Origin of the sequence: Diaphorobacter ruginosibacter (genome assembly GCF_014395975.1) — a bacterium.
In the GTDB taxonomy this organism is placed as follows: domain Bacteria; phylum Pseudomonadota; class Gammaproteobacteria; order Burkholderiales; family Burkholderiaceae_C; genus Diaphorobacter_A; species Diaphorobacter_A ruginosibacter.
Window position 1 is genome coordinate 2,657,257 of record NZ_CP060714.1, and the last position, 26,708, is coordinate 2,683,964.

At 64.6% G+C, this 26,708-nt stretch carries 19 protein-coding genes; 5 read left to right on the forward strand and 14 right to left on the reverse strand.

The features are described from left to right. Positions 1-219 precede the first annotated feature (219 nt). The 5 genes from H9K76_RS11980 to H9K76_RS12000 all read right to left on the reverse strand — a co-directional run bounded on the left by H9K76_RS11980 (position 220) and on the right by H9K76_RS12000 (position 4,380). A complete protein-coding gene (locus tag H9K76_RS11980) occupies positions 220-1,209 on the reverse strand; it encodes a Bug family tripartite tricarboxylate transporter substrate binding protein (protein ID WP_187595671.1) in 990 nt (329 codons plus the stop codon). Positions 1,210-1,277: 68 nt separating this feature from the next. Beyond that, entirely contained in the window at positions 1,278-2,078 is an 801-nt protein-coding gene (locus H9K76_RS11985; RefSeq protein ID WP_187595672.1) for an aspartate dehydrogenase, read from the reverse strand. A gap of 57 nt (positions 2,079-2,135) precedes the next feature. Continuing rightward, positions 2,136-2,942, reverse strand: a complete 807-nt coding sequence (locus H9K76_RS11990) for an IclR family transcriptional regulator (RefSeq protein WP_187595673.1) — start codon at positions 2,940-2,942, stop codon at positions 2,136-2,138. A 17-nt stretch (positions 2,943-2,959) separates the two neighbouring features. Further along, positions 2,960-3,829 carry an alpha/beta fold hydrolase gene (locus tag H9K76_RS11995; protein ID WP_187595674.1) on the reverse strand — a complete coding sequence of 290 codons (870 nt, stop codon included), beginning with the start codon at positions 3,827-3,829 and terminating at the stop codon, positions 2,960-2,962. Positions 3,830-3,843: 14 nt separating this feature from the next. Continuing rightward, positions 3,844-4,380, reverse strand: a complete 537-nt coding sequence (locus H9K76_RS12000; RefSeq protein WP_187595675.1) for a cupin domain-containing protein — start codon at positions 4,378-4,380, stop codon at positions 3,844-3,846. A 276-nt stretch (positions 4,381-4,656) separates the two neighbouring features. Here H9K76_RS12000 and H9K76_RS12005 point away from each other — a divergent pair, with 276 nt between their 5' ends. The 3 genes from H9K76_RS12005 (at position 4,657) to H9K76_RS12015 (ending at position 8,812) form a co-directional block, all read left to right on the forward strand. After that, positions 4,657-6,660 (forward strand): peptidase U32 family protein, encoded by a 2,004-nt coding sequence (locus H9K76_RS12005; protein ID WP_187595676.1) that lies wholly within the window; start codon positions 4,657-4,659, stop codon positions 6,658-6,660. Between the two features lie 10 nt (positions 6,661-6,670). Continuing rightward, the gene (locus H9K76_RS12010; protein ID WP_187595677.1) at positions 6,671-7,357 is read left to right on the forward strand and encodes a 3'-5' exonuclease; all 687 of its coding nucleotides are present in this window, start codon (positions 6,671-6,673) and stop codon (positions 7,355-7,357) included. Positions 7,358-7,528: 171 nt separating this feature from the next. Then, the gene (locus tag H9K76_RS12015; RefSeq protein ID WP_187595678.1) at positions 7,529-8,812 is read left to right on the forward strand and encodes an O-acetylhomoserine aminocarboxypropyltransferase/cysteine synthase family protein; all 1,284 of its coding nucleotides are present in this window, start codon (positions 7,529-7,531) and stop codon (positions 8,810-8,812) included. Between the two features lie 14 nt (positions 8,813-8,826). On the opposite strand, the gene egtB is transcribed toward H9K76_RS12015, so the two are convergent. From egtB to H9K76_RS12060, 9 genes are all read right to left on the reverse strand, one after another. After that, positions 8,827-10,158 (reverse strand): ergothioneine biosynthesis protein EgtB, encoded by a 1,332-nt coding sequence (egtB, locus tag H9K76_RS12020; RefSeq protein WP_187595679.1) that lies wholly within the window; start codon positions 10,156-10,158, stop codon positions 8,827-8,829. Positions 10,159-10,168: 10 nt separating this feature from the next. After that, positions 10,169-11,068, reverse strand: coding sequence for an L-histidine N(alpha)-methyltransferase (gene egtD, locus H9K76_RS12025; protein ID WP_246475523.1), 900 nt, complete (start codon positions 11,066-11,068; stop codon positions 10,169-10,171). Positions 11,069-11,619: 551 nt separating this feature from the next. After that, entirely contained in the window at positions 11,620-12,237 is a 618-nt protein-coding gene (locus H9K76_RS12030) for an OmpW/AlkL family protein (protein WP_187595681.1), read from the reverse strand. A 148-nt stretch (positions 12,238-12,385) separates the two neighbouring features. Beyond that, on the reverse strand, positions 12,386-13,396 hold the full coding sequence (locus tag H9K76_RS12035) for a DUF808 domain-containing protein (RefSeq protein WP_187595682.1): 1,011 nt from the start codon (positions 13,394-13,396) through the stop codon (positions 12,386-12,388). 124 nt (positions 13,397-13,520) lie between these two features. Beyond that, on the reverse strand, positions 13,521-17,516 hold the full coding sequence (gene purL, locus H9K76_RS12040) for a phosphoribosylformylglycinamidine synthase (RefSeq protein ID WP_187595683.1): 3,996 nt from the start codon (positions 17,514-17,516) through the stop codon (positions 13,521-13,523). A 134-nt stretch (positions 17,517-17,650) separates the two neighbouring features. Continuing rightward, on the reverse strand, positions 17,651-18,901 hold the full coding sequence (locus H9K76_RS12045) for a DUF1513 domain-containing protein (protein ID WP_187595684.1): 1,251 nt from the start codon (positions 18,899-18,901) through the stop codon (positions 17,651-17,653). 2 nt (positions 18,902-18,903) lie between these two features. Beyond that, on the reverse strand, positions 18,904-20,076 hold the full coding sequence (locus H9K76_RS12050) for an imelysin family protein (protein ID WP_187595685.1): 1,173 nt from the start codon (positions 20,074-20,076) through the stop codon (positions 18,904-18,906). Next, positions 20,073-21,584 (reverse strand): di-heme oxidoreductase family protein, encoded by a 1,512-nt coding sequence (locus H9K76_RS12055; protein WP_246474983.1) that lies wholly within the window; start codon positions 21,582-21,584, stop codon positions 20,073-20,075. The genes H9K76_RS12050 and H9K76_RS12055 overlap by 4 nt, the downstream gene beginning before the upstream one ends. Before the next feature lie 5 nt (positions 21,585-21,589). Next, a complete protein-coding gene (locus tag H9K76_RS12060) occupies positions 21,590-22,756 on the reverse strand; it encodes an imelysin family protein (protein ID WP_425489575.1) in 1,167 nt (388 codons plus the stop codon). Positions 22,757-23,147: 391 nt separating this feature from the next. Between H9K76_RS12060 and map the strand changes: the two genes are divergently transcribed. Together map and H9K76_RS12070 are read left to right on the forward strand one after the other, a co-directional pair. Continuing rightward, the gene (gene map, locus H9K76_RS12065) at positions 23,148-23,966 is read left to right on the forward strand and encodes a type I methionyl aminopeptidase (protein WP_187595687.1); all 819 of its coding nucleotides are present in this window, start codon (positions 23,148-23,150) and stop codon (positions 23,964-23,966) included. A gap of 86 nt (positions 23,967-24,052) precedes the next feature. Then, on the forward strand, positions 24,053-26,695 hold the full coding sequence (locus H9K76_RS12070) for a [protein-PII] uridylyltransferase (protein WP_187595688.1): 2,643 nt from the start codon (positions 24,053-24,055) through the stop codon (positions 26,693-26,695). Positions 26,696-26,708 lie beyond the last annotated feature (13 nt).

Below are 26,708 nucleotides of genomic sequence, written 5' to 3' on the forward strand. Positions count from 1 at the left end.
GCGCCTCCCTTCGGCCTGCGACAAGCGCGCCGTTCCAGAATGTGCGAGGGATTCAAAAAGGGGACCGGGGAAGCGGATTGCGGCGCCATGCCGCGCGGAGCCGATGGTCCAGCCACGGCTCCGCAGTCAGGGTGACAGCCAGCGCGGCAAGCAATGCAGCGGCTGCGACCTGGGGCAAGCCTGGCGGAGTTCTGCTTCCGAACCCGCCAGGCGGCGGCGTCACTGCGCCTGGATGTGGTGGCTCTTGATGATGCCTGCCCACATGTCGGTTTCCCTGCGGATCAGGTCACCGAACGCATCGCCCTTCACGACCCACGGGCTCAGCCCCTGGGTCTTGAGTTGCTGCTGCACCTTGGGGTTGTTCAGGATGCCCTCCACATCCTTTTGCAACTGCGCAACCACGGGCGCGGGGGTCTTTTTCGGCACCAGCACGCCGTACCACGACGAGAGCGCGACACCATTCACCCCAGACTCGGCAAGCGTCGGCACATTGGGCAGGAATGGCGAGCGCGCGGCATCCGTTACCGCCAGCGCTCGCAATTTCCCTGTCTGGATATGAGGCAACACCGTGGGCAGGTTGCTGACCATCATCGGCACCGTGCCGCCCAGTACGTCGTTCAGCCCTTGTGTCGACCCCTTGTAGGCCACATGCAGTATGTCGGCACCGCTCTGGTCCTTGATGAGCTCACCCGCCAGGTGCAGGCTGGAGCCCACGCCGGGCGAGGCATAGCTGATGGTGCCCGGCTTGGACTTGGACAGCGCGATCAGCTCCTTCATGTTCTGCACCGGCACCGAGGGGTTCACCACAACGACATTGGCGGTTCGGGCCATGGAGACAACAGGCGCGAAATCACCGAATACGCTGTAGTCCAGCTTGGGCATCAGGGTCGGGTTGATCGTGAGATTGCCCTGCGGAACGACCAGCAACGTGTGCCCATCCGGCTTCGCACGCTTGACCAGGTCGATCCCGATATTGCCGTTCGCGCCCGGACGGTTGTCCACGATGGCGGGCTGCTTGTGCAACTCGTTCAGCCCCGTGGAGAGAATGCGGGCCAGCGCGTCGGCCGGTCCGCCCGGCGAGAACGGCACGACCACGGTGAACTGGCCGCTGCCAAGCGACTCCTGCGCATGGGCCGAAGAAAAACCGAAAGGCAGCGCGGAGCAGGCGGCCAGCGCGATGCAGGTCTTGAAAAAGCGAGAGCGTTGCATGATCAATGAAAACTCGTGGGTTTGTTGTAGTGGCCGGGGACATAGCGCGTGAGGCGCACGGGGGGCGCTCAGATGCTGACGCGGTCCGCCCGGTTGAGCACGGCGCGCACCACGCTGTAGACCGTCAGCGCGGAGGTCTTGGGATTGGCTGCGAGCGGCTTGCCGCGCATCGTCAGCTCCATTTCGCCAAAGGCCCCCTTGGCGGAGAAGTGGTGCACGTTCTCCGTCACGGCGGGATCGGCAAACAGCCGCACCTGCGTACGGTCGAGTCCCAGCCCCGCGAGCGACAGCGTCGCCGCCACGTTGGCGTTCTTGGGATAGAGCTGCGCGGCCTCGCGGGCACTGCCCTCGAAGATGCAGAACGCCTCCTGGAGGCTGGCGAGGTTGCAGCGCTGCTCGGCAGGCGTCCCCATCCAGGCAAGCGGTGGCTTGCGACCCGTGTAGATCACGGCATCGAGCTCTCCCATCCCTGCGGCGGAGAGCGCATCGATTCCGCCGATCGCGCCCGAAACCAATTGCACCTGCGTGTTGCCCTTGGCGGCGGCGGCCTCGAGCTTTTCCATCATGCCCGGCGCGCTCATGGCACCGACGCTGGCCACAATGGCCGGAATGCCGCGTGCCAGGGCAGGCAGCACATGCTGCTCGATGGCCGCATGACCTGCACATTCCACGATCAGATCGGGCCGCGCGCCCGGCGGCAGCTGGGTTGCCAGTTGCGCCTGCGGGGCGAACCGGCTCACGGTCTGGGTCACTACCGGAGGCACGTCGGGCACGAGCACCCAGTCCACCGACAGGTTGGTGTGAGGCTCGAGCAGTTCCAGCACGCTGGCGCCGATCGCACCACAGCCAATCAAAGCAATTTTCATCATCGTCTCCAAAAAATTGTCTGTGGCTTGCGGTGTCGATCAAGGCGACCCGGTCAAGCCTCAGGACATGGGATGCTGCGCGCGCAGATATCCCGACAGTTCCCGGGTAGCGTGCACGACCTGGTCCACCCAATGGCCCGAACGCGCACGCCCCACTTCGGCAAACGGCACCACCATGCCGATGCCCGCCACGATCTTTCCGTCGCCACCGCGCACCGGGGCCGCGATGCCCGACACGCCGGATTCATAGAAGCCCTCGCCCTCCGCGTAGCCGCGCTCGACATCCTGGGCGATCAACGCCAGCAAGTCGTCCACCGTGCGCGGCGTGCTCGGCGTGAACATCGGCAGCTCGTTGCCGCCATAGAGCTTGCGCAATTGCGGGGCCGTCATGTCCTGCAGCAGCACGCGCCCCAGCACCGTCGCATGGGCCGGAAGGCGCGAGCCGACCCGCACCGCGCTCTGGAACTCGCTGCTGTGGCCCACGCGCGCCACATAGACAATCGACGTCCCGTCCAGCAATGCCAGGTTGCAGGTGAAGCCCAGTTGCTCGTGCAGCGCCTGCATCACCGGTTGCGCCAGGTTCGCCAGCGGCTGGCTGGAGAGGTAGTCGTACCCCAGCCGCAGCACGGCAAGCCCCAGGCGGTACTCGGTACCAGAACGCTGCAGGTAGCCCATGTTCTCGAGGGTGGTCAGCATCCGGAACACCGTGGAACGCGGCAATTCCAGCTCACGCGCCAGATCAGGAGCGCTCCAGACGGGCTGCGTGGGACTGAAGCAGTTCATCAGGCGCAGCCCCCGCTCCAGGGCAGGAACGGTGTAGCGGTCGGTATCACGATCGGTGTCGGGCGAAGAAGTGGTGTCACTCATGGGAATCGGCAAAAAAGTCAGCTCAAATGGGCCAACATCTGCGCGATCTTCTCCGGTTGTTCGACAACGCAGGCGTGGCCAGCCTTCGCAAGCGTAACGTATTGCGCTCCCAGTCTCCGGGCCCAGGCCTCACTCGCTTCCGGAGTGGTCACCACGTCCTCGGTACCCACCCATACGTGAACCGGCATCGTCAAGCGGCCCGATGCCTCCCCCAGATCACCGGAGCACAGCAGGTGCACGGCCTGCAGGTAGCCTCCGGCGCGCATGCGCGATGCGTTCCAGCGCACCCACTCACGCGCAGGCCCGGGCGCACCGGGTGCGCACAGGCGCTGGTCGATCACGGCAGCAATGCCGGACACACCTTGATCCCTGAGCGCATCGACGCGCCCGGACATCACCCTGGCCCTCTGCTCCGCCTTCGCTGGCGCACCATAGCCGCCCGCGGGGCTCATCAACACCAATTGCCGGATCTGGATCTGCAGGGCAGACGCATCGCAAGCCCAGCGCGCGGCCACGAGACACCCGAGCGAATGCCCCACCAGCACGCAGCGACGCACGCCCAGCGCGGCAAGCGACTCGCCAAGCACGCGCGCGTAGTCCGCATCGGTCGGGGCATCCACGGAAAGTGGCGTGGATTCGCCATAGCCGGGAGCGTCCCAAGCCAGAACACGCGCATTCGCCAGCAGGCGCTCGGCCACGCCGAACCACGACGCTGCGGACGAGCTGATGCCGTGCAGGCAGACATAGGCAAAGTCGGATTCGCCATCCCCCGCCTCGCGCCACGCCACCTGACGCTGCGCACCAAGCGCGACCAGCCTCTGCGGAAAGACCGCCTCCATGCGCTCGATCGCCGCCTGGATGCCGGGTGAAGAGGACGAAGAAGACATGGTTCCGCCTGTGCTCAGCGCTTGATGCTGGCGAGCGGATGGTCGGCCGGATAGGTCGGCGTGATCGGCTTCTTCGCACCCAGCATCACGCACATCAGGGCGTCCTCGTCCCCGATGTTGATCTCCTCGCGATACACCCCGGGCGGCACCGAGACCACATCGCGGTCCGTCAGGATCGTCTCGAAGCGCTCCCCATCCTTCTCCAGCACCAGCTTGAGCTTGCCCCGGATCAGGAAGAACACTTCCTCCACGTCCGTGTGCAGGTGCGAGGGGCCTTCGTTGCCCGCCGGAATCACCATCGTGGAGAACGTGAAGTGCTCGGCCGCAATCGTGTTGCTGTCCGCCGCAACCCCCGTGCCGCCCGTGCCGATGTAGCGCATCTGGCCACGGCGGTACTTCGGATCGAAGTCCGCCTGGAACTTCAGTGCATCGAAGTCGTACTTGCGCGTGGAAAACCGCGCTACCCGCGACTCCATCCATTGACCGAAGCTCGCTCCCTCCGGCCTGTCCCAGCTGCGGGGCTCCGATGGCTTCTGTACCGAATCATTCATCCTGAAGGCTCCTTGACGCGCAAGCAGGGTTGCGCATTTCATTCACAAGATTGATTCACTAATGAATCAATGGTTTGCATAGAAAACAATTCTACCTGAATGAGGCACGAAAGTGCACTAAGGATTTACGATGCCTTGGCTCCGCTTCCCGCCCTTCACCAAGTGCCCGAGCTGTGTCGTCCATCACACGAGAGGCACAGGGGCTCAACGACGCGGGCTGGCCGAATTCCCCACCGGCGCACCACCGGGACCGTGTCCTGAGATAATCGCGCCCTTATGTCTCTCCTGCCCCACCAGCTCGAACTGCTCTCCCCGGCCCGCGATGCCGATATCGGCATTGAAGCCGTCAACCATGGCGCGGATGCCGTCTACATCGGCGGACCGGCCTTTGGCGCGCGCGCGACAGCGGGCAACGACATTCGCGACCTGGAACGCCTGATCAAGCATGCGCACCGCTTCGGCAGCCGCATCTTCATCACGCTGAACACCATCCTGCGCGACGACGAGCTCGAAGGTGCGCGCAAGATGGCCTGGCAGATCTACGAGGCTGGCGCCGACGCGCTGATCATTCAGGACATGGGCCTGCTCGAAATCGACCTGCCGCCCATTCAGCTGCACGCCTCCACGCAGACCGACATCCGCACCCCCGAGAAGGCACGTTTCCTGCAGGATGCGGGCCTTTCGCAGATCGTGCTCGCACGCGAACTGGATCTCCAGCAGATCAAGGCCGTGCGCGAGGCCACCGATCCCGCCCGCACCACCATCGAATTCTTCGTGCACGGTGCGTTGTGCGTGGCCTATTCGGGCCAGTGTTTCATCAGCCACGCGCACACCGGCCGCAGCGCCAATCGCGGCGACTGCAACCAGGCCTGCCGCCTGCCCTATGAGGTGACCGACCAGAGCGGCCGCATCATCGCGCATGAAAAGCATGTGCTGTCCATGAAGGACAACAACCAGAGCGACAACCTGCGCGCACTGATCGATGCGGGCGTGCGCAGCTTCAAGATCGAGGGCCGCTACAAGGACATGGGCTACGTGAAGAACATCACGGCCCACTACCGCAAGCTGCTCGATGAGGTCATCGAGGAGCGCGAGTTCTCCGATGCGCCGCTGGCACGTTCGTCGTCGGGCCGCACCACGTTCACGTTCGAGCCCGATCCCGACCAGAACTTCAACCGCGAGTTCACCGACTATTTCGTGAATGGCCGCCAGGACGACATCGGCGCATTCGACACACCCAAGACCCCGGGCCGGGCAATTGGATGGGTCACCCAGGTGGGCGACAAGTGGTTCGAGCTCGAAACCTCCGACAAGTCCACCGAACTGCACAACGGCGATGGCCTGTGCTACTACGACCTGCAGAAGGAACTCGTGGGCGTGCACATCAACCGCGCCGAGTGCGTGCAGGCCAGGAAAGGCATCTGGCGCGTGTTCCCCAAGAACGAGATCGCCGAGTTCAAGGACCTGCGCAAGGGCCTGGAGATCAACCGCAACCGCGACATGGACTGGGTGCGCACGCTGGAGAAGAAGTCGAGCGAGCGCCGCATCGGCCTGTGGGCGGAGTTCAAGGAAACGGCGAACGGCTTTGCGCTCTCGCTGACCGACGAGGACGGCTTTGTCGGCTACGCGGAGATCGACAACGAGCACCAGCCGGCCACCGACGCCGCCAGAGCGGAGGCCACGCTGCGCGAGCAACTGGGCCGCTTCGGCACGACGATCTTCGGAGTGCATGACATTGCGCTGAACCTCTCCCAGCCCTGGTTCGTTCCGGCCTCCGTACTCAACCAGTTGCGCCGCGACGCCGTGGCTTCGCTCGAAGCCGCGCGCGAATCGGGCTTGGTGCGCCTGCCGCGCGCCACGCCGGTCGAGCCGCCCGCGCCCTTCCCCGAAGACACGCTCACCTATCTGGCCAATGTGTTCAACACCAAGGCGCACGACTTCTATGTGAAGCACGGCGTGAAGGTGATCGACGCCGCCTACGAGAGCAAGGAAGAGGAAGGCGAAGTCAGCCTGATGATCACCAAGCACTGCGTGCGCTTCTCGATGAGCCTGTGCCCCAAGCAGGCCAAGGGCGTGATCGGCGTGAAGGGCACGATCAAGGCCGAGCCGCTGCAGCTCATCAACGGCAAGGAAAAGCTCACGCTGCGCTTCGACTGCAAGCCCTGCGAGATGCACGTGGTGGGCAAGATGAAGAAGTCGGTGATGAACCAGCACATGAAGGAGATGCAGGAGCATCCGATGCAGTTCTATCGCACGCGCCCTGCCCGCCCCGGTCTCTGAGCCCCATTCGATGGTACGCCGCAAAGCCCCAACCAAGGACGAATCCGCACTGCTGCCGCCCTTTGCGGCGCTGCCCGATCAGGCCATTCACGTACCCTCCAGCGACGCGGAGTTCGAGCAGGCGCGAGAGGCCCTGATCCAGGCGAGCGTGCTGGGCTTCGACACGGAGAGCAAGCCCCTCTTCCAGGTGGGCGCCAAGGATACCGGCCCGCATGTCGTGCAGTTCGCCACGGTCGATGCCGCCTGGCTGCTGCAGACCCACCACGCGGCCGCGCAGGCGATCACGCGCGAGATCCTGGGCAATCCTCGCATCCTCAAGGTGGGTTTCGGGCTCGACAATGACCGCCACCAGCTCCAGGGCCGGCTGCAGGTAGAGATGCAGAACGTGCTCGATCTGGATCGCGTCTTCAAGCGCCACGGATTCGGCGCCTCCACCGGCGTGCGCGCGGCCATCGCCATGGTGCTGGGGCAGAGCCTGCGCAAGTCCAAGAAGGTGACCACGTCGAACTGGGCCAATCCCCGGCTCTCCGACAGCCAGCGCCGCTATGCCGCCAACGATGCGCATGCGGCGGCCATGGTCCATGCGCACCTGCCCGCATGGGAAGCCCTGCAGCCACCGGTGCAGGCGCAGCGCCCGCCAAGGCCGCCCAGGCCCGCCGTCGATGCGGGCAACAGCATCTCCGAGCGAAGAATGTAGTTCTCCACTCCTTGGCTGCCATTCGGGTCACCCGTTCAGGTGTGGACTCGCCAACGCGGATAAGCTCATAGCCAATGGTTCGTTCGAACATGCGCGGCAAGCGGCAACAATCGGGGATATGGGTCACTCATTCGAGTCAACCCGACACCTGTTTATCTGGAGACATCGCCCATGCGCATCGAAACCCTGGCCGTCCATGCCGGCTACTCGCCCGATCCCACCACCAAGGCCGTGGCCGTGCCGATCTACCAGACGGTCGCCTATGCATTCGACAGCGCGCAGCATGGCGCCGACCTGTTCGACCTGAAGGTGGCGGGCAACATCTACACGCGCATCATGAACCCCACGAACGACGTGCTCGAGAAGCGCGTTGCGGCGCTGGAGGGTGGCATCGCGGCATTGGCCGTGTCCTCGGGCATGGCGGCGATCGCCTATGCGATCCAGACGATTGCCGAGGCCGGGGACAACATCGTCTCGGCCAGCACACTCTATGGCGGCACCTACAACCTGTTCGCGCACACCTTCCCACAGCAGGGCATCGAGGTGCGCTTCGCCGACCCGCGCGACCCGGCAAGCTTCGGCCCCTTGATCGATGCCCGGACCAAGGCCATCTTCATCGAATCCATCGGCAACCCGCTCGGCAATGTGACCGACATCCGCGCGCTGGCCGACGTGGCACATGCGCATGGCGTGCCGCTGATCGTGGACAACACCGTGCCCAGCCCGTACCTGCTGCGCCCCATCGAACACGGTGCCGACATCGTGGTGCACTCGCTCACCAAATACCTGGGGGGCCACGGCACCAGCGTGGGTGGCGCGATCGTCGATAGCGGCAAGTTCCCGTGGGCCGAGCACAAGACACGCTTCAAGCGACTGAACGAGCCGGACGTGAGCTACCACGGCGTGGTCTACACCGAAGCCCTCGGCCCGGCCGCGTTCATCGGCCGCGCACGCGTGGTGCCGCTTCGCAACACGGGCGCCGCCCTGTCACCGCAGAACGCATTCCAGATCCTGCAGGGCATCGAGACGCTGGCGTTGCGCATGGACCGCATCTGCGAGAACACGCAGACGATCGCCGAAACACTGCAAAAGCACCCCAAGGTGGAATGGGTGCGCTATGCGGGCCTCAAGGACCATCCGGACCATGCCATCGTGCAGAAGCAGTCGGGCGGCCGCGCCTCGGGCATTCTGTCGTTCAGCCTCAAGTCATCGGGAGAAGATGCCCGCGCAGCGGGCGCGCGCTTCCTGGATGCGCTGCAGTTGTTCACCCGCCTCGTGAACATCGGCGATGCCAAGTCGCTTGCCACCCACCCGGCCTCCACCACCCACCGCCAGCTGGATGCGGCCGAACTGGCCAAGGCCGGTGTGACCGAGGGCATGGTGCGGCTGTCGGTAGGCATCGAGCACATCGATGACCTGCTGGAGGATTTGAATCAGGCGCTGGCAGCGGTCTGATCCCGCCGCACGCTTCAGCGCAGGTCCCTGGCCAGGCGCAATCCGGTGAACTGCCAGCGGGCAGTCGCCGGAAAAAAGTTGCGGTAGCTTGCGCGGATGTGCTCCGCCGGTGTGGCACACGAGCCACCGCGCAGCACATACTGGTTGACCATGAACTTGCCGTTGTATTCGCCCACGGCGCCGGCGGCAGGAACAAAACCCGGATAGGCCGCATAGCTGGAGGACGTCCACTGCCAGACACTGCCAAGCAGTTGCCGGTCGCCATCGCCGGGTTCCGGATGGAGTACGGCACGCTCGGCAAAATGGCCGTTCGCAGGCCCCGGGCCGCCCGCCGGGACGGACCGGGCGGCCATCACCTCCCACTCCGCTTCCGTCGGCAGCCTGGATCCCGACCAGCGCGCAAAGGCATCGGCCTCGAAGTACGAGAGGTGTACAACAGGCTGCGCAGGCATAAGCGCCTGCGCGCCGTGCAGCGTGAATTCCTGCCATTCCCCTCCATCCGGCCCACGCCGCCAATACAGCGGCGACTCGAGCGCAAGCTGGGTCCGCCAGTCCCAGCCTTCCGCGAGCCAGTGCTCGGGGTTGCGATAGCCGCCATCACGCACGAAAGCCAGATATTCGGCGTTGCTGACGAGGCGTTCAGCCAGTGCAAACGGCTGCAGGAACAGCGTATGGCGTGGCGCCTCGTTGTCGAAGCAAAAGCCCTCCCCCGCATGCCCGACCTGTACCAGGCCGCCCTGGTGCTCCATCCAGCGCGACGGTGCCGGGGAATCCCAGGGATCCCTATCGCCTGTGCCTGTGCTTGCGGGCCTGTAGAGCGGCCACGATGGATGGCACGACAGCAGGTGCTTGATGTCCGTGAGCATCAGTTCCTGGTGCTGCTGTTCGTGCTGCAGCCCCAGTTCGACCAGTGCATGCCAGCCCGCGCGCCCTTCTGCGAGAAGCGACTGCATGGCTCCATCCACGGCATCTCGATAGCGCATCACGGTATCAAGATCGGGCCGCGTGAGCAGGCCGCGCTGGGGCCTGGGGTGCCGCTCGCCCACGCCGTTGTAATAGGAATTGAACAGTACGCGGAACGCCGGGTCGAACGGCTTGAAGTCGCGCGCGAAACGCTCAAGCACAAAGGTTTCGAAGAACCATGTCGTGTGCGCCAGGTGCCACTTCACGGGACTTGCATCGGGCATGGACTGCGCGCAGCAATCCTCGGCGGACAGGGGTTCCGCCAGTCTGCGGGTCGCAGCACGAATCCTGCGGTAACGGCCCGGCAAGTCGCTCCATCCGGCGCCGGTCGCCGTTGTGCTCACCGGGAGGTTCTGGAGGTCAGGGAGGTCCGAACGCAGCATGGCCAGGTACTCACTGCCAGGCGTGGATCACCGCAAACCAGCCCTGCTCGTCAGTCCAGCTCCGGTACTGCCGGAAGCCGGCGGATTCGAGCAGCGAAGCAAACGCCTGCAGCGTGTGCTTGTAGCTGTTCTCCGTATGGATATGCTGCCCCTCGGTGAAATCACGCCCTCCTCCCGGCCAGCGCACGCTCTGCGCGCGACGCGCCACCAGGTGCATCTCCACGCGAGAGTCCCGTGCATTGAAGAGCGCGCGGTGGGCCCATTGGTCAGGGACGAAGTCGCTGCCAATCAATTGATTCACATGCTCCAGCACGTTGCGGTTGAACGCCGCAGTCACCCCGCTGGCATCGTCATAGGCCGCTTCGAGCACACGCACCGGCTTGGGCAGGTCGATGCCGATCAACAACCCTCCGCCCTCGTCCGGGTCGCCCAGCATAGCTCGCATCTGCGAGAGCATCCTGACGGCTTGCCCCGGCTCGAAGTTGCCGATGGACGAGCCCGGGTAGAAGACCAGCCTGCGGGACCCGGGAAGATCCGCTGGCAGCTCGACCGGCTGCGTGATGTCTGCCGCAATTGCGCGAGCCTTCAGCCACGGCAGGTTGGCCTGCAGACGCAGCACTGCCCCCTGCAGATGATCCGCCGAAATGTCGATGCCCACGAACTCCCTCGCCTGGAGCCTCAGGCACAGTGAGCGCGCCTTTTCGCAGTTGCCGGCGCCGGGCTCGATCACGATGGGATCCGCCCCCACCGAATCGGCAATGGCGTCACCATACCGCCGCAGGATCGATTGCTCGACACGGGTGACGTAGTACTCGGGCAGCCGGGTGATGGCCTCGAACAGCGTCGAACCCCGTTCGTCGTAGAAATATTTGGGAGAAATGGAGGGGATATCCTGCATCAGGCCATCCATGATGGCCTGGGCTTCCGCTCTGTGCGCACGCGTCCGCCCCGGCACCTTGGCCGGCACTGCAAGTCCGGACTGTAGGGCATCGGAGGAGGTCAAGGCGTCGAATCCGCCCAGCACGTCAGGCGCAAAGCGCGAATTCAGGGACATCGGGCGAGCGTAAGAGAGCCCGCAAGTCACATCACGACAGCAACGGCGCACTCCCGTCGTAGGAATCACCCTTCATGGAGCATGCAAGCGCATGCATCCTCCGTGCAAACCCTGATGTGGATACTGTTTCGTCGGCATGCGGCCTCCGGAAACGAGGCCGCCCGACAATTCAGAAGCGCCCACCAGACGGGGCACTCTGGTTGCGCGCTCTGCAATGGGGTGGCTGGTTCGACTTCTGCTGTCCTCCTCTGCCCTCAACCAGACCCGGGCGACAAAAAGGCCGGTGCTTCCAAATGAAGCCCGGCCACTCTTCCCCCACCATGATCCATGTTCTTCGCCGCTATCGCGGGAAGGAGATAGATCGCGCAACCCGGATCGCAGGATCGCGCGGTCTCAAGGCTTCATTCTCAGAAGCGATATCCCACGCCCACGCCGATCAGCACGGGATCGACCTTGAAGGTACCCACCTTCGTGCCCGCGGAATACACGTCGGTGCCGATGTAGACCTTCTTCACGTCGAAGTTGAGTGACCAGTTCTTGTCGATCGCATAGTCGAAGCCCACCTGCAGGGCCCCGCCCCAGCTGTTCTTCTTGATGGAAGGCGACAGCGCATCGGCCACGGCCGGAGCGAAGCGCACGCTCGAGAAACGGGTGTAGTTGATGCCGGCGCCGATGTAGGGCTTGAACGCACCCATGCCGGTGAAGTGGTACTGGCCCAGCAGCGTGGGCGGCAGGTGCTTGAGCGAACCGATCTTGTCGCCGCCCGCGCGCAGGTCATGCTTCTGCGGGTAGGTCAGGATCAGCTCGGCGGCAAAGTTGGGGGTGAAGAAGTACGAAACATCGACCTCGGGGATCCACTTGTTGTTGATCGACAGGTCGAGGCCCGTGGTGTCATGGTTGCGGCTGTCCAGGTGCACAGCGCGCAGGCGCACCATGAAGGGGCCGGCGGCTTCGGAAGTCTGCGCGAATGCCGCGCCGGAAGTGAGTGCGCCGACTGCTGCGATGGCCAACAGGATTTTCTTCATCAGGATTACCTCGGTAGTGATGGAAACAATTTGTGTATGCCTTCCATTGAATCAATTTCGACATACCGGCGATTTGCTTCACATCAACCTACCGAGGGCTTACCCTGACGGAATCCCGAATGTTGCAAAAAAGTGACAATCAAACAGTTCAGTGGGCGCTCTTGCCGCGGATCGCGCTCCAGGCATGCACGCCGGCCACCACCAGCGCGCCGATGGCGGCTCCCACACCCGCATGCACCAGCAGCGGCAACACGAAGGCCGTCAGGGCGCCGCTGCTCGCGACGACGGCTTCGAGCCAATGCTCGATGAAGGGAATGCCATGCACCAGCAGGCTGCCGCCCACAAGAAACATGGCCGCCGTGCCGACAATGGACAAGCCGCGCATCAGCCACGGCGTGCTGGCGATCAGTCCCCGGCCAATGGCGCGGGCGAAGGCGCTGCTCTTGGCCTTGAGCCACTCGCCCATGTCGTCCATGCGCACAATGCCCGCCACCAGTCCATACACGAATACCGTGATCGCCAGCGCCACGGACACCAGCACCAGGCCCTGCTCCCAGATCGGCTTGTCGGAGACCGTGCCGAGCGCAATCGCCATGATTTCTGCCGAGAGAATGAAATCGGTACGGATCGCACCCTTGATCTTGTCCTTTTCGTAGTCCGCCGCCGAACCCGGAAGCTCCTTGGCCGCACGCACTGACGATGGTGCAACGCCTTTCTGCTCCGCCACGGCAAATTCGGCGGCAATCTCAGCCGCATCCGGCTTGGCGGGCTTGTGGAACAGGCCCAGGATTTTCTCGACACCCTCAAAGCACAGGAAGGCCCCGCCGACCATCAAAAGCGGCTTGATCAGCCAGGGCGCGAATGCGCTGATGATCAGCGCGGCCGGCACAAGGATGAACTTGTTCCAGAGCGAGCCCTTGGCCACGGCCCAGACCACGGGCAGTTCGCGATTGGCATTCACGCCGGTGACCTTTTCCGCATTCAGCGCCAGATCGTCTCCCAGCACACCCGCCGTCTTCTGCATGGCCACCTTGGTCATGGTGGCCACATCGTCCACCGCCGCCGTGCTGTTGCGCGCAGCCATCTTGGACATCACCGCAATATCGTCAAGCAAAGCCGTGATGTCGTCCAGCAACATCAAAAGTCCGCCACCTGCCATCTTCCAACTCCCGTGGTATCAGTTGCGCGAGTACCGTCTCGCATGCACAAAAAAGCCGGGATCAACCCGGCTTCCTGTTTTGGATGGGGGAATTTAGCGCCACTTGGTCTGTGGCACCGTGAAATCACCCCAGCCACTTTCGGGCATTGCGCCACACGCGCATCCATGGGCTGAACTGGCTCTTGTCGCCATTCGTCCAGCTCATCTGGATATTGCGGAACACGCGCTCGGGGTGCGGCATCATTGCGGTGAAGCGGCCGTCGGCCGTCGTCACGGCGGTCAGGCCACCGGCGCTGCCGTTCGGATTGAACGGATATTGCTCGGTCGCCTGGCCACGGTTGTCCACGAAGCGCATGGCGGCGATCGCCTTGGCCTGGTTGCCGCGGTAGTTGAAGTTCGCAGAGCCCTCGCCGTGCGCCACCGCGATCGGCAGGCGGCTGCCGGCCATGCCCTGCAGGAACAGGCTGGGCGACTCCAGCACCTCCACCATCGACAGGCGCGCCTCGAAGCGGTTGCTCTGGTTCTGCGTGAAGCGCGGCCAGTCCTGCGCACCGGGAATGATGTCGGCCAGTTCGGCAAACATCTGGCAGCCGTTGCAGACACCGAGGCCGAAGGTATCGACTCGGCCGAAGAACTGCTGGAACTCCGCCGAGAGGCGGTCGTTGAAGGTGATCGAACGCGCCCAGCCGATGCCGGCACCCAGCGTGTCGCCGTAGCTGAAGCCGCCACAGGCCACCACGCCTGCGAAGTCCTTGAGCTGCGCGCGACCCGCCTGCAGATCGCTCATGTGCACGTCCACGGCCTCGAAACCGGCTTCGGTGAAGGCATAGGCCATCTCGACATGCGAGTTCACGCCCTGCTCACGCAGCACGGCCACGCGTGGCTTGGCGAGGCTGAGGAACGGCGCGGCCACGTTGTCCTCGGGGTCAAACGTGAGATGCACGTGCATGCCCGGGTCTGCCGGCTCGCCTGCTGCCGCGTGTTCGCTGTCGGCTGCAGCCGGGTTGTCGCGCTGCTGCGCGATCTTCCAGCTCACGGCGTCCCAGACCTGATGCAGGTCGGACAGCGTTGCACCGAAGACCTTCTTGGCATCGCGCCAGACCTGCAGTTCGCCCTTGCCATCATCGAGCTGCGACGATGCGGGACGGGTCTTGCCGACCACGTTGGAGCACAGCGACAGCCCATGATCACGCAGGATCTGCATGACCTCGGCGCGGTCGCTGGTGCGGATCTGGATCAGCGCGCCCAGTTCTTCGTTGAACAGCGCGCGCAGCGTCATGTCCTCGCGGCGGCCGCTGACCTGCGCACCCCAGTTCTTGCCCTCACCCGAATCCATGCGGCTGTCGCTGATGCCGTCGCCTTCGGTGATCAGCATGTCCACGTTCAGCGCCACGCCCACGTGGCCCGCAAACGCCATTTCAGCGGCGGTGGCCAGCAGGCCGCCGTCACCCCTGTCGTGGTAGGCCAGGATCAGGCCCTTGGCGCGCAGCGCGTTCACGGCGTCGACCAGGGCGATCAGGTCCTTGGCCTCGTCCAGGTCCGGCGTCTCGTTGCCCGCCTGGTTGAGCACCTGGCCCAGGATCGAGCCGCCCATGCGCATCTTGCCGCGACCCAGGTCGATCAGCACCAGGGTGGAATCGTCCACCGTGGCGTCGAGCTGTGGCGTGAGCGTTCCACGCACGTCGTCGATCGATGCAAAGCCGGTCACGATCAGGCTCACGGGTGACGTGACCTTCTTCATCTCGCCGCCTTCGCTCCACTGCGTGCGCATCGAGAGCGAATCCTTGCCGACGGGAATGGACACATTCAGCTCGGGACACAGCTCCATGCCCACGGCCTTCACCGTGGCGTAGAGGGCCGCGTCTTCACCGGCCTCGCCGCAGGCTGCCATCCAGTTGGCGGACAGCTTCACGCGCGGCAGTTCGATCGGCGCGGCCAGCATGTTGGTGATGGCCTCGGCCACCGCCATGCGGCCCGACGCTGGAGCGTTGATGGCCGCCAGCGGCGTGCGCTCGCCCATGGCCATGGCCTCGCCCTTGAAGCCCTGGAAATCGGCCAGCGTCACGGCCACGTCGGCCACGGGCACCTGCCACGGACCGACCATCTGGTCGCGGTGCGTGAGGCCGCCCACGGCGCGATCGCCGATGGTGATCAGGAAGCGCTTGGAAGCCACCGTGGGATGCGCGAGCACCTCGATCACGGCCTTCTCCAGCGGAACGCCGGTGAGATCGACAGGCGCCAGTTCGCGCAGGACGGTCTTCACGTCGCGATGCATCTTGGGCGGCTTGCCCAGCAGCACGTCCATGGGCATGTCGACCGGAAACTTCTGGTCGCCCGACGCCACGGCCGTGTCCTCCAGGACCAGCTGACGCTCCTCGGTCGCCACGCCGATCACGGCGAACGGGCAGCGCTCGCGCTCGCAGAAGGCGGTGAACATGTCGAGCGAATCCGGCGCAATCGCCATGACGTAGCGCTCCTGGCTTTCGTTGGACCAGATTTCCTTGGGCGCGAGGCCGGATTCCTCCAGCTTCACGGCGCGCAGGTCGAAGCGCGCCCCACGGCCTGCGTCGTTGGTCAGTTCGGGAAACGCATTGGAGATGCCACCCGCGCCCACGTCGTGGATCGCGAGGATCGGGTTCTTCGCGCCCTGGGCCCAGCAGTGGTTGATGACCTCCTGCGCACGGCGCTCGATCTCGGGGTTGCCGCGCTGCACGGAGTCGAAGTCGAGCTCGGCCGCGTTCGTGCCGGTCGCCATCGAGCTCGCGGCGCCTCCGCCCATGCCGATGCGCATACCCGGGCCACCCAGCTGGATCAGCAGCGAGCCCGCAGGAAACTCCACCTTCTTGACCTGCTGCGCGTCGATCACCCCGAGGCCGCCCGCGATCATGATGGGCTTGTGGTAGCCGCGTGTGATGTCGCCCACCTGCTGTTCATATTCGCGGAAATAGCCGGTCAGGTTGGGACGGCCGAATTCGTTGTTGAACGCCGCGCCGCCGAGCGGCCCCTCGATCATGATCTGCAACGGGCTCGCGATGTGCTCGGGCTTGCCCACTTCGCTTCCCCAGAGCTTGGAGACCGTGAAGCCCGTCAGGCCCGCCTTGGGCTTGGAGCCTCGGCCGGTCGCGCCCTCGTCGCGGATCTCACCGCCCGCGCCGGTCGATGCGCCGGGGAACGGGGAAATCGCCGTGGGGTGGTTGTGCGTCTCGACCTTCATCAGCACCTGGTTCACGGCGCTGCTCTTGGCGTAGCTGGGCGAATTGCCGGCATCGAACCGGGCGACGAAACGCTCGACCTCATGGCCTTCCATGATCGATGCGTTGTCGGCATACGCCACGATGGTGTGCTGGGGCGAGACTGCTTCGGTGTTGCGGATCATGCCGAACAGCGACTTGTCCTGGTCCACGCCGTCGATGGTGAACCTGGCATTGAAGATCTTGTGGCGGCAGTGCTCGGAGTTGGCCTGCGCGAACATCATCAGCTCGACGTCGGTCGGATTGCGCTTGAGGCCCTGGAAGGCGCTCACGAGGTAGTCGATCTCGTCGTCCGCCAGCGCCAGGCCCCATTGCCTGTTGGCCGCCTCGAGGGCCGCACGGCCGCCGCCGAGGACGTCGACGAACTCCATGGGCTGCGCCGCCAGTGCGGAGAACAGCTTTTCGGCTTCGGCACGCGTGGCGACCACCGACTCGGTCATGCGGTCATGCAGCAGCGCGGCGATCTGGCCAAGCTGCTCCTGCGTGAGTTCGGCCTTGCCGCCCAGCAGGCCGGACTTGAGGCTGATGCGGTATTCCGTCACGCGTTCCACGCGCACCACGTCGAGGCCGCAGTTGCGCGCGATGTCGGTGGCCTTCGACGCCCAGGGCGAAATGGTTCCCAGGCGCGGGGTAACGATCAGCACGGTGCCGTCGTTCGGGCCTTCGTAGGGATCGCCGTAGGTCAGCAGCGCGGCAAAGCGGTCGATCTGCGCATCACTCAGCGGCTCGTGCGACGCCACCAGATGCACGAAATGGGCTGCGATGCCGGTAATCCTGGGGTGGATGGCTTCAAGCTCGGATTGCAGTTGCTGTACGCGGAAAGCGCTGATGGCGTTCCCGCCGTCAAACTGGGTGAGGTGCAAGGTCACGGTGGCGGCCTGTCGTGATGAGGGAGAAACGTTGCAAAGACGATTTCGGCGACCAGACCGCTGAATGGGGCCTGGATGGAAAAAGTCGGATTCGTGAAAACCCGGTATTTTACCCGGTGAATGGCCGCGCTCCGTCATGCCCTTTGCACACCCTCCCCCGGCTCGCGCAGCAAGCGCCAATGGTTGTCGAGCTGCACCCCCGGTGCGTTGTCACTGGCAAGCCGTGCATGCTGAGGGCTCTGCAGCGTCACGCGGCCCTGCCCGCCGCTCCACAGCCGCTCGCCATCCCGCGCCAGCGGGCAAACATCGGCCTGCTCCACTGCGCCCAGGTACCGGCCTTGGGTGTCAAACCGAGCCAGGCAGTTCGATCTGGGGCAACTGACGACAAAGCCACCTTGCGGCCCAGGCGCGCACTCCACGCTACCGCCATAGCCCGCGAGCGGAGGCTGATCTTGCGCTGCGCGCAGTTCGCGACCATTCCACACGGCAAACACAGGCGCCCCCTGGCGCCGCGCATCCGAGTGTTCGGCCTGTAGGGCGATGCCCATGATCTGACGCTCGGAATCCCAGGCGAGATGGCGAATGGACAGGCGCGGGTCTGGCAGTTTCCACTGGCCGAGCAAGCGGCCGTCCCGGGGATCCAGCGCCACCAGTGACGGATCCATGCCATCCAGCCACTTCTTGCTGCGCCCCGTCTCGCTTTGCGTGGGAATGCCGCCGTTGGCAACGATCAGCGTACCTGCGGGATAGGAACCTACGGCCTCTGCAAGCACGATCAGCTCATGGGGGTCCATGCCGTGCGTGCGCCATTCGGCCCGCTTTTCCAGCGTGCGTGCATCGCGCAGCCCGATGCAGCCCTGGCTGTCTTCCAGATCGGTTTCCGTGGTCAGCAGAATACCCGCCGAACCGGAGGCGCCGCCGTGTGCGTGCACAGTGGCATCGCCTGCGAGCACCACATGGCCATTGAAACAGCGGTCCTCGTCCATCCAGGCCCAATGCGCCTTGCCGTCCTCGGGTTGCCAGCGCACCAGCCAATCGCCGGGCCGACGCGCGGCAAACACGATCTGGCCATCGGGCAGCCGCTGCAGGCCATGGCCCCGGGTCGGCAGCGCCATCTTCGCAGCCACATTCCAGGCCACCTGCCCACCGGGCCCCACCGCTGCGCTGAGCACGCCCGCCCAATCTTGCGCCATTCCGTCGGTGCGATCCTGCCAGACGGCCGCCAGGCGTGCCGTAACTGCCGTGGCGTCGTTGGCCACATCCACCTCGCCGGACAACGAAAGACCCGATACCCCGAGGCCGGCCGTCCCCATTGCCGAGGTGCTCAGCCAGTGCAGCCATTCGCGCCTGGACCAATGAAGGGGGTTGAGCGTGGCGTTCTTCACGTTCAATCACCATCGGTGTCGTTGAAGCCCAGCGGAATATCCAGAGCGGGCGCAATGTCGGACTGGAACATGACGGTGATGGCCTTCAGCCTTGCCGCGAGCGCAAGAATCCGTTCGTTGGCCCTGTCGCCGGCCTGCGGCCCGTGCACACCGCCAGCCTCCTTCGTGATCTCATTCAACTGCATGGTCACCGCACCCAAGGCATCGCGCCAGCGCAACGACAACGCGATATGCCCCTTGGTCAACAGAAGCGCCTCAATGGAAATCAGATCCTTGCCGGGCACGGGCGGCAACTGTCGCTGCGCCGGCGTCAGCAAGGCGTGCATGAGCAGCGACTGCCATTGCGCCTGCCATTCAAGCAGGTTGTCGGCCATCGCCATGCGCGCAAAGCTTGCCGGCTTGTCCGTTCCCTCGACCGTCTTGATGGGCTTTTCCATTTCGATCCAGCGCAGGCGCTCCACGCCGCCCAGCCACTGATTCACCCACTCCGCCATGGCCGAGCCAGTTTCTTCTGCGGTTGCACCAAGTCTGCCCGACGTCTCGCCCCCCTCCTCGCTGCCTTCGTTCCACCTCCTGGATTCGAGCGTCTTGAAATCGCTTGCAAGTGCTGCGGCTTCCACGGTGATGGCTTTTGCCACCTGCAATGCGAAGGCACACTCGGCGGTGGAGGGCTTCAGCCCCTGATGCAGCAGCCAATCGAGCGCGCCAAAGCCCTTGGCTGGCGTGCCAATCAGTTCCATGTCGGCAGCGGTTTGAGGCGCCTTCCTGACGGCCCGCTCGATCAACTGCGAACGGATCGGTGTGAAGTCGATTTGCCGCAGCGAACGCCGCACCACCAAAGGACCGATGTTCGGCGTGGAGAGTGCAAGCCAGGCCGCATGGGTTTGTCGCCATTGCGTGCGCAGTGCTCCGGCATTCGTTTCGGCACCGGAGCAGAAACCCGCCAGGGCGCGTTCCTGCAGTTTCGAGGCGCTGACAAAACCTTCCGCACGCTCAGGCAGATACTTTCCGTACAGGCTTTGCAGCATGTCGGCCGCCGTGTAGTAAGGCATGGCAGCGTCGCGTACCGGCTCCTGGGCCTTGGCCTCCAATGCACCGAATATGCCCAGCATCACGCCAGCGCATACCAGACCACGCACACCCGGCAATGGAAAACTGAATGGAGTCTTCGTCATAGCGATTCCACAAATTGGACCAGCGCCGCTCGCTCCTCGGCGCTCATTTTCAGGACATTCTGCTGGGCCGGCTCCGCCTCGCCGCCATGCCACAAGATGGCCTCCAGCACACCTCGCGCCCGGCCGTCATGCAGCAATCGCTGATGCCCGTTCACGTCGCGCAGCAAGCCCACGCCCCACAGAGGAGGCGTGCGCCATTGCTGGCCACTGGCCTGGAAGTCGGGCCTGCCGTCGGCAAGCGCCGGCCCCATGTCATGCAGCAGCAAGTCGGTATAGGGCCAGATGCGCTGGCCCCCAATCGCCTTCGCGGTGAGCGCCGGAAATGGCCCGTCGCCCGTCACATAGCTTGGCGTATGGCACACCGCGCATTGCGCACGGGCGAATAGCGCCTGCCCTTGCCTGACAATCATGTCATTCACGTTGCGCCGGGCGGGGGGTGCCAACGTCGCCTGATAGAAGATCACATCATTCAAGGTCTTGTCGTCGATCTCGGGTGACGCCTTGCTCGCCTGCGAAGCGATCAACCCCTTGACCCCCTTGCCCGCGCCGCCTCCATGGGCAGCGGCCAGGCAGTCTTTTTGCGATGGCGTGCAAGCCTCTTGCGGGAACACGGTCGATGTGATCCCGATATCGCCCAGAAACGCGCTGGCCGTCTGGTGCGCAACGCTGGGGGAGTTGGCCTTCCAGCCGAAACGGCCAATCGCCTCGCGCCGGCCGTAGGCATCCCACACCCTGTTCACCTGGCCCTTGATCGGCCCATCCAATGCCGCCTGCGCCCTGGCATTGGCCAGGATGGCGGACTCCGGAATGGCCTCGATCAGGCCCACGCCAATCACCTGCGGGGCGATGCGCGGTCCGATCATCACATTCCTGGCCAGGGGCCCATAGCCCAGATCCGTCAGTTCATAACGCGGCTTGAGCAGCTCGTAGGTCGTGCCATCGGCAAACCGGCCTTGGATCTTCTCTCCGTGAATTCGCACGATGCCCTCGGGCTTCACGCCTCGCACGGCAGCCGTGTTGAACTGGTTTCCATACACCGGCTCGGGGACCACGCCCGCGCGGGGATCAGCCTTGCCGGGTATGGACAGACGCATCAGAAGCGCCACGGCCGGCTCCGGATCGGGCCCCAGGGTACGGTGAAAATCCGGCGGCTCGCCACGTCCATCGAGAATGTGGCATGCGCCGCAACTGCGTGCATTGAAGTGGGGCCCCAGGCCATCGCGCAAGCGCGTCGATGCCGGCGCCTCCACCCAGTTGCGCTTGAAAAACGAGTTGCCGATGACAAAGCGCGTGCGCTCCTCATCGGACAGATTGGCGAGCGCAAACGAGAACGCGTTCTTGCCCGTCGCATGCACCGTGGTGTTGCCCCCGGTGAACTCGCTGGGGTCGTCCGCCTTCTCAGCGCTCTCGCCAACCGCGTTGGCGGCCAGGGCAGTCAACGCGCTCAAAGCAGCCAGTGCAGCCATCGCGCAGGCCATGCGCGATGGCCTTGCATGCCGCGACACCATGCGCATCAAGGCTGCACCAGCGTCAGCTTGGTGATGCCGATGGCATTGGCCGCCTGCACCAGCAGCTTCGACTGTTCGGTTGCACTGTCCACGGCCGCCTGAATGCGCTTGCGGCCCGGAGCATCCGCGCCACCGATGATTTCACGGTCAAACGGCGCCTGGATGGCCTCGGTGGCAGCCACGGTCTTGGCAATCTGCTCGCTCGTCCTGGTGGCCAGTGCGGCATTCCTGGCTGTCACGAGGTCCGCCACGCCGGCCACCTTGAGCAGCGAACCGTCACGGCGTTTGTACCGTCCCAGCCACACGTTCTGGATGCCCAGAGCATTGGTCACCATGTCCCTGTGCGTGTTGTCGGAGAAGCAGGAATGTTCGTCCTCCTGATCCTGTGAATTGAGCGGCACCTCCATGCGCTCGCCCGCCAGCTCGCCTCGCGACAGCGAACCCAGACCGACGATGATCTTGCGCACCGACTCCATGCCGCCCGCGTCGAACTTGTTGCGGTAGCTTTTCGGGCCGGGCGTCCATGCCTTCACCAGACCATTCAGGTCGTCGAGGAGCAATTCCGTCACGACCTGGAGGTACTGGCGACGGCGATCCGCATGGGGACGCTTGCCGTCCATGTAGTCCTCGAACGAACGATTGCCCGGGCCGGTATCCGACAGATCCTGTCCCCACAGCAGAAACTCGATGGCATGCCAGCCGGTGGTGATGTTCTCTTCGCCACCGCGCTCATTCTGTTTGACGAGATTTTCTTTGGTGATCTTGAACTTGGGGTCGTTGACAAACCCCGCGTCGGGCTTGCCCTCCACATAGTCCACATAGGACTCGTCCATGGGCCAGGCGTTCAACTGTCCCTCGGGACCTTCATCGTTATCGATGGGGCCGGCATAGAAGCGGTAGGCCTCGGTCTGTCCATAGAACTCCCGCGCATCCAGCCAGGCCTTGCGGGCCGCATCCATTGCCGTCTGCGATGGCGTGGCAATCAGCACCGCAATGGCCTTTTGCATGTCGAGCGCGGACGCCAGCACGTCGCCATAGCTGGCATGCACCAGCTCTCCATAGCCCACGGCCACGGCACGCGCATCCACCGCAGGGCCCTTGGGGGCCGCGGTCTGCGCCAAAGCCTGCGGCATGCCACCCGAACCCCCCCCCAAGCCCAGACCCAGAGCCATGCCCAACACTGCACGGCGTACGACTAGCTGCTTCATAAATCCTCTCGCGACAAAAAGCGCCTCCGCCGTCGGAACTGCTGCATGAATGAGTCAATGCACCAGCGCCCGGACGGAGCACGGCAATACAACAAAGTGTTGGCTTGGCTGCAGGCGTTTTTGAGAGTTATGTTTGTGCGCGGCCTGGCTTGCGGGATCGGAGGACAGGGCCTCGATCAGGTTCGGCCGGGCATTTTTTCACGCAAGGTGATATCCCGCCGATCGGTGGAGTATGGCCTACCGCTCTATATCCGCACAGTCTTCGCCGGATCTTCTGCAAGCCGTTCCACCGGGCAGCGAACCTACGAACCGGTATCGCCTGCATCCGGATACCCGGAATGGGATAATCGGCCCCATGAGCAGCATCTCCACCAAAAACGCAGAAGAAATCGCCGGCATGCGCGAGGCCTGCCGCCTCGCCTCCGAAGTGCTGGACTACATCACGCCCCATATCAAGCCAGGCATCACCACCCTGGACATTGACCGCCTGGGCAAGGAATGCATGGACAAGCAGGGCACGGTCTCGGCCACCATCGGCTACCAGCCGCCCGGCTACCCACCCTACCCCGGCCACCTGTGCACCTCGGCGAACCACGTGGTCTGCCATGGCATTCCCAACGACAAGGCCCTGAAGAAGGGTGACATCGTCAACGTGGACGTCACCGTCATCACCAAGGATGGCTGGTTCGGCGACAACAGCCGCATGTACCTGATCGGGGAATGCTCGATCGCGGCCAAGCGCCTGTGCGCCCTGACATTCGACGCGATGTGGCTCGGCATCCAGCAGGTCAAGCCCGGGGCGCGCCTGGGCGACGTGGGCCACGCGATCCAGACCTTCGCCGAGAGCAACCATCTGTCGGTCGTGCGCGAATTCTGCGGCCATGGCATCGGCAAGAAATTCCATGAAGAGCCCCAGGTGCTGCACTATGGCCGCCCCGGCACGGGCGAACTGCTCGTGCCCGGCATGACGTTCACGATCGAGCCCATGCTGAACCTCGGCAAGCGCGAGATCAAGGAGCTGGGCAAGGACGGCTGGACCATCATCACCAAGGACCACAGCCTGTCGGCGCAGTGGGAACATACCGTCCTCGTGACCGAGACTGGCTACGACGTGCTCACGCTCTCCGAAGGTTCGCCCGCCCTTCCGCCGTTCGTCACCTCGACGCGTACCTGATCGGCCCCGGCACCCACAGGGTGTTCCGGTGCGGGTCGTCGCAATGGGGCAAGGTATTGGTGCACAGTTCTTGCTTGTCTTCTCACATGTCCTCGCATCACAACACCCTCTCCGCAGCGGCGCAGGAACAGACCGATGATCTGGCCGCGCTGCGCGATCAGTACAAGGCCGCCAAGGCGGCGGCCATCGCGACGCTGCTCACGCCGGTGTCCACGACGCGCGGCATCCGCACGCTGCTGAACCGGCTGTCCCAGAACACCGACCACCTGCTCACGCGGCTGTGGAACCGCGCCGGGCTCTCCGGCACCGCGGCGCTGGTGGCCGTCGGCGGCTACGGGCGGGCGCAGCTGTTCCCGCACTCCGACGTGGATGTGCTGGTGCTGCTGCCCGAGAGCGCGGCAGGCGAGCTGGCGCCCGACTGGCGAGCGCCGATCGAGGCCTTCATCGGCAGTTGCTGGGACGCGGGACTGGAGATCGGCTCCAGCGTGCGCACGGTAAGCGACTGCCTGCGCGAATCCGCGGCCGACGTCACGGTGCAGACCTCGCTGCTCGAGGCACGGCAGTTGTGCGGCAGCCGGGAGCTGTTCTCGCAGTTCCAGCAGCGCTACGACGAACAGATGGACCCCAAGGCCTTCCTGATCGCCAAGACCTTCGAGATGCGCCAGCGCCACAACAAGTACGAGAACACGCCCTACGCGCTGGAGCCCAATTGCAAGGAATCGCCCGGCGGGCTGCGCGACCTGCAGTTCATCAGCTGGGCGGCGCGCGCTGCGGGTTTCGGGCGCAACTGGGACGAGCTGGCGGAAACCGGCCTTGCCACGCCTTTCGAGGTGCAGCAGATCGAGCGCAACGAAGCCCTGCTGTTCCTGGTCCGCGCCAAGCTGCACGCGGTGGCAGGAAGGCGCGAGGATCGCCTGGTGTTCGACCTGCAGACCGCCGTGGCCGAGGCCTTCGGCTACCGCTCGACCACGCCCGAAGGCAAGAAGCTCGCGATGCGCGCAAGCGAGACGCTGATGCGCCGCTACTACTGGGCCGCCAAGGCCGTGCAGCAGCTCACGCAGATCCTGTACCTGAACATCCAGGAGCGCTTCTACCCCAGCTCCCACGAGCTGCGTCCGATCAACGAGCGCTTCTTCGAGAAGGCCGGCCTGATCGAGGTGGCGTCGGACGATCTCTACAAGAAGAACCCGCACGCCATCCTGGAAACGTTCCTGCTCTATGAGACCACCGTCGGCCTGAAGGATCTCTCGGCCAGGACACTGCGCGCGCTGTACGACTCGCGCTTCATCATGGACAGCGAATTCCGCCGCGATCCGGTGAACCGCGCCACGTTCATGCAGATCCTGAAACAGCCCGCCGGCATCACGCATGCGATGCGGCTGATGAACCAGACCTCGGTGCTGGGACGCTATCTCTGGCCATTCCGCCGCATCGTCGGGCAGATGCAGCACGACCTGTTCCATGTGTATACGGTGGATCAGCACATCCTCATGGTGCTGCGCAACGTACGCCGCTTCTTCATGCCCGAGCATGCCCACGAATATCCGTTCTGCTCGCAGCTCGCAGGCGGCTGGGACAAGCCGTGGATCCTGTACCTCGCGGCACTCTTCCACGACATCGGCAAGGGACGCGGGGGCGATCATTCGCAGATCGGAGCCATCGAGATCCGGCGTTTCTGCAAGCAGCATGGCATCGACCGGGACGACGCCGCACTGCTCGACTTCCTGGTACGAGAGCACCTGACCATGAGCCAGGTGGCCCAGAAACAGGATCTGGCCGACCCGGACGTGATTCGTGCCTTTGCCGATCGCGTGGGCACCGAGCGCTATCTCACAGCGCTGTACCTGCTGACGGTGGCCGACATCCGCGGCACCTCGCCCAAGGTCTGGAACGGCTGGAAGGGCAAGCTGCTCGAGGACCTGTACCGCTCCACGCTGCGCGTGCTGGGCGGCCGTGCGCCGGATGCAGCGGCCGACATCGAGGCCCGCAAGCGCGAGGCGCTGATCCAGCTGGCGCTCAGCTCGCAACCCTTCGAATCACACAAGAAGCTCTGGGATACGCTCGATGTGAGCTATTTCATGCGCCACGAGGCCGCCGACATCGCCTGGCATACCCGCCACCTCTCGCGTCACGTCGGCTCGGGCACGCCCGTGGTGCGCGTGCGCCAGTCGCTCGCGGGCGAAGGCCTGCAGGTGCTGGTGTATTCGCCAGACCAGCCGGAGCTGTTCGCGCGCATCTGCGGCTATTTCGAGCGCGCCGGTTTCTCGATCCTGGACGCGCGCGTGCACACCGCGCTCAACGGCCACGCGCTCGACACCTTCCAGGTCGTGCCCTCTGAAACTCTTTCAGGCCACCACCGCGAGCTGATGAATCTGATCGAGAGCGAGCTGGTGCGGGCCATTTCCGCGACCGGCCCGCTACCCGAGCCGACGAAGCGGCGCGTCTCCCGCCGCGTGAAAAGCTTTCCGTTCGCGCCGCGCGTCTCGCTGAAGCCTGATGAAAAAGCCCAGCGCTGGATCCTGAGCATCACCGCCAGCGACCGCGCGGGCCTGCTCTACACCGTGGCGCGCATCCTCTCGCATCACCAGCTCAGTGTGCAGCTCGCCAAGGTCAGCACGCTGGGCGAGCGCGTCGAAGACACCTTTCTGGTGCAGGGCAGCGAGCTCCAACATGGTGCACGGCAGATCCAGATCGAGACCGAGCTGCTCAAGGCACTGGCCGCGACCTGATCGATTCCACCGG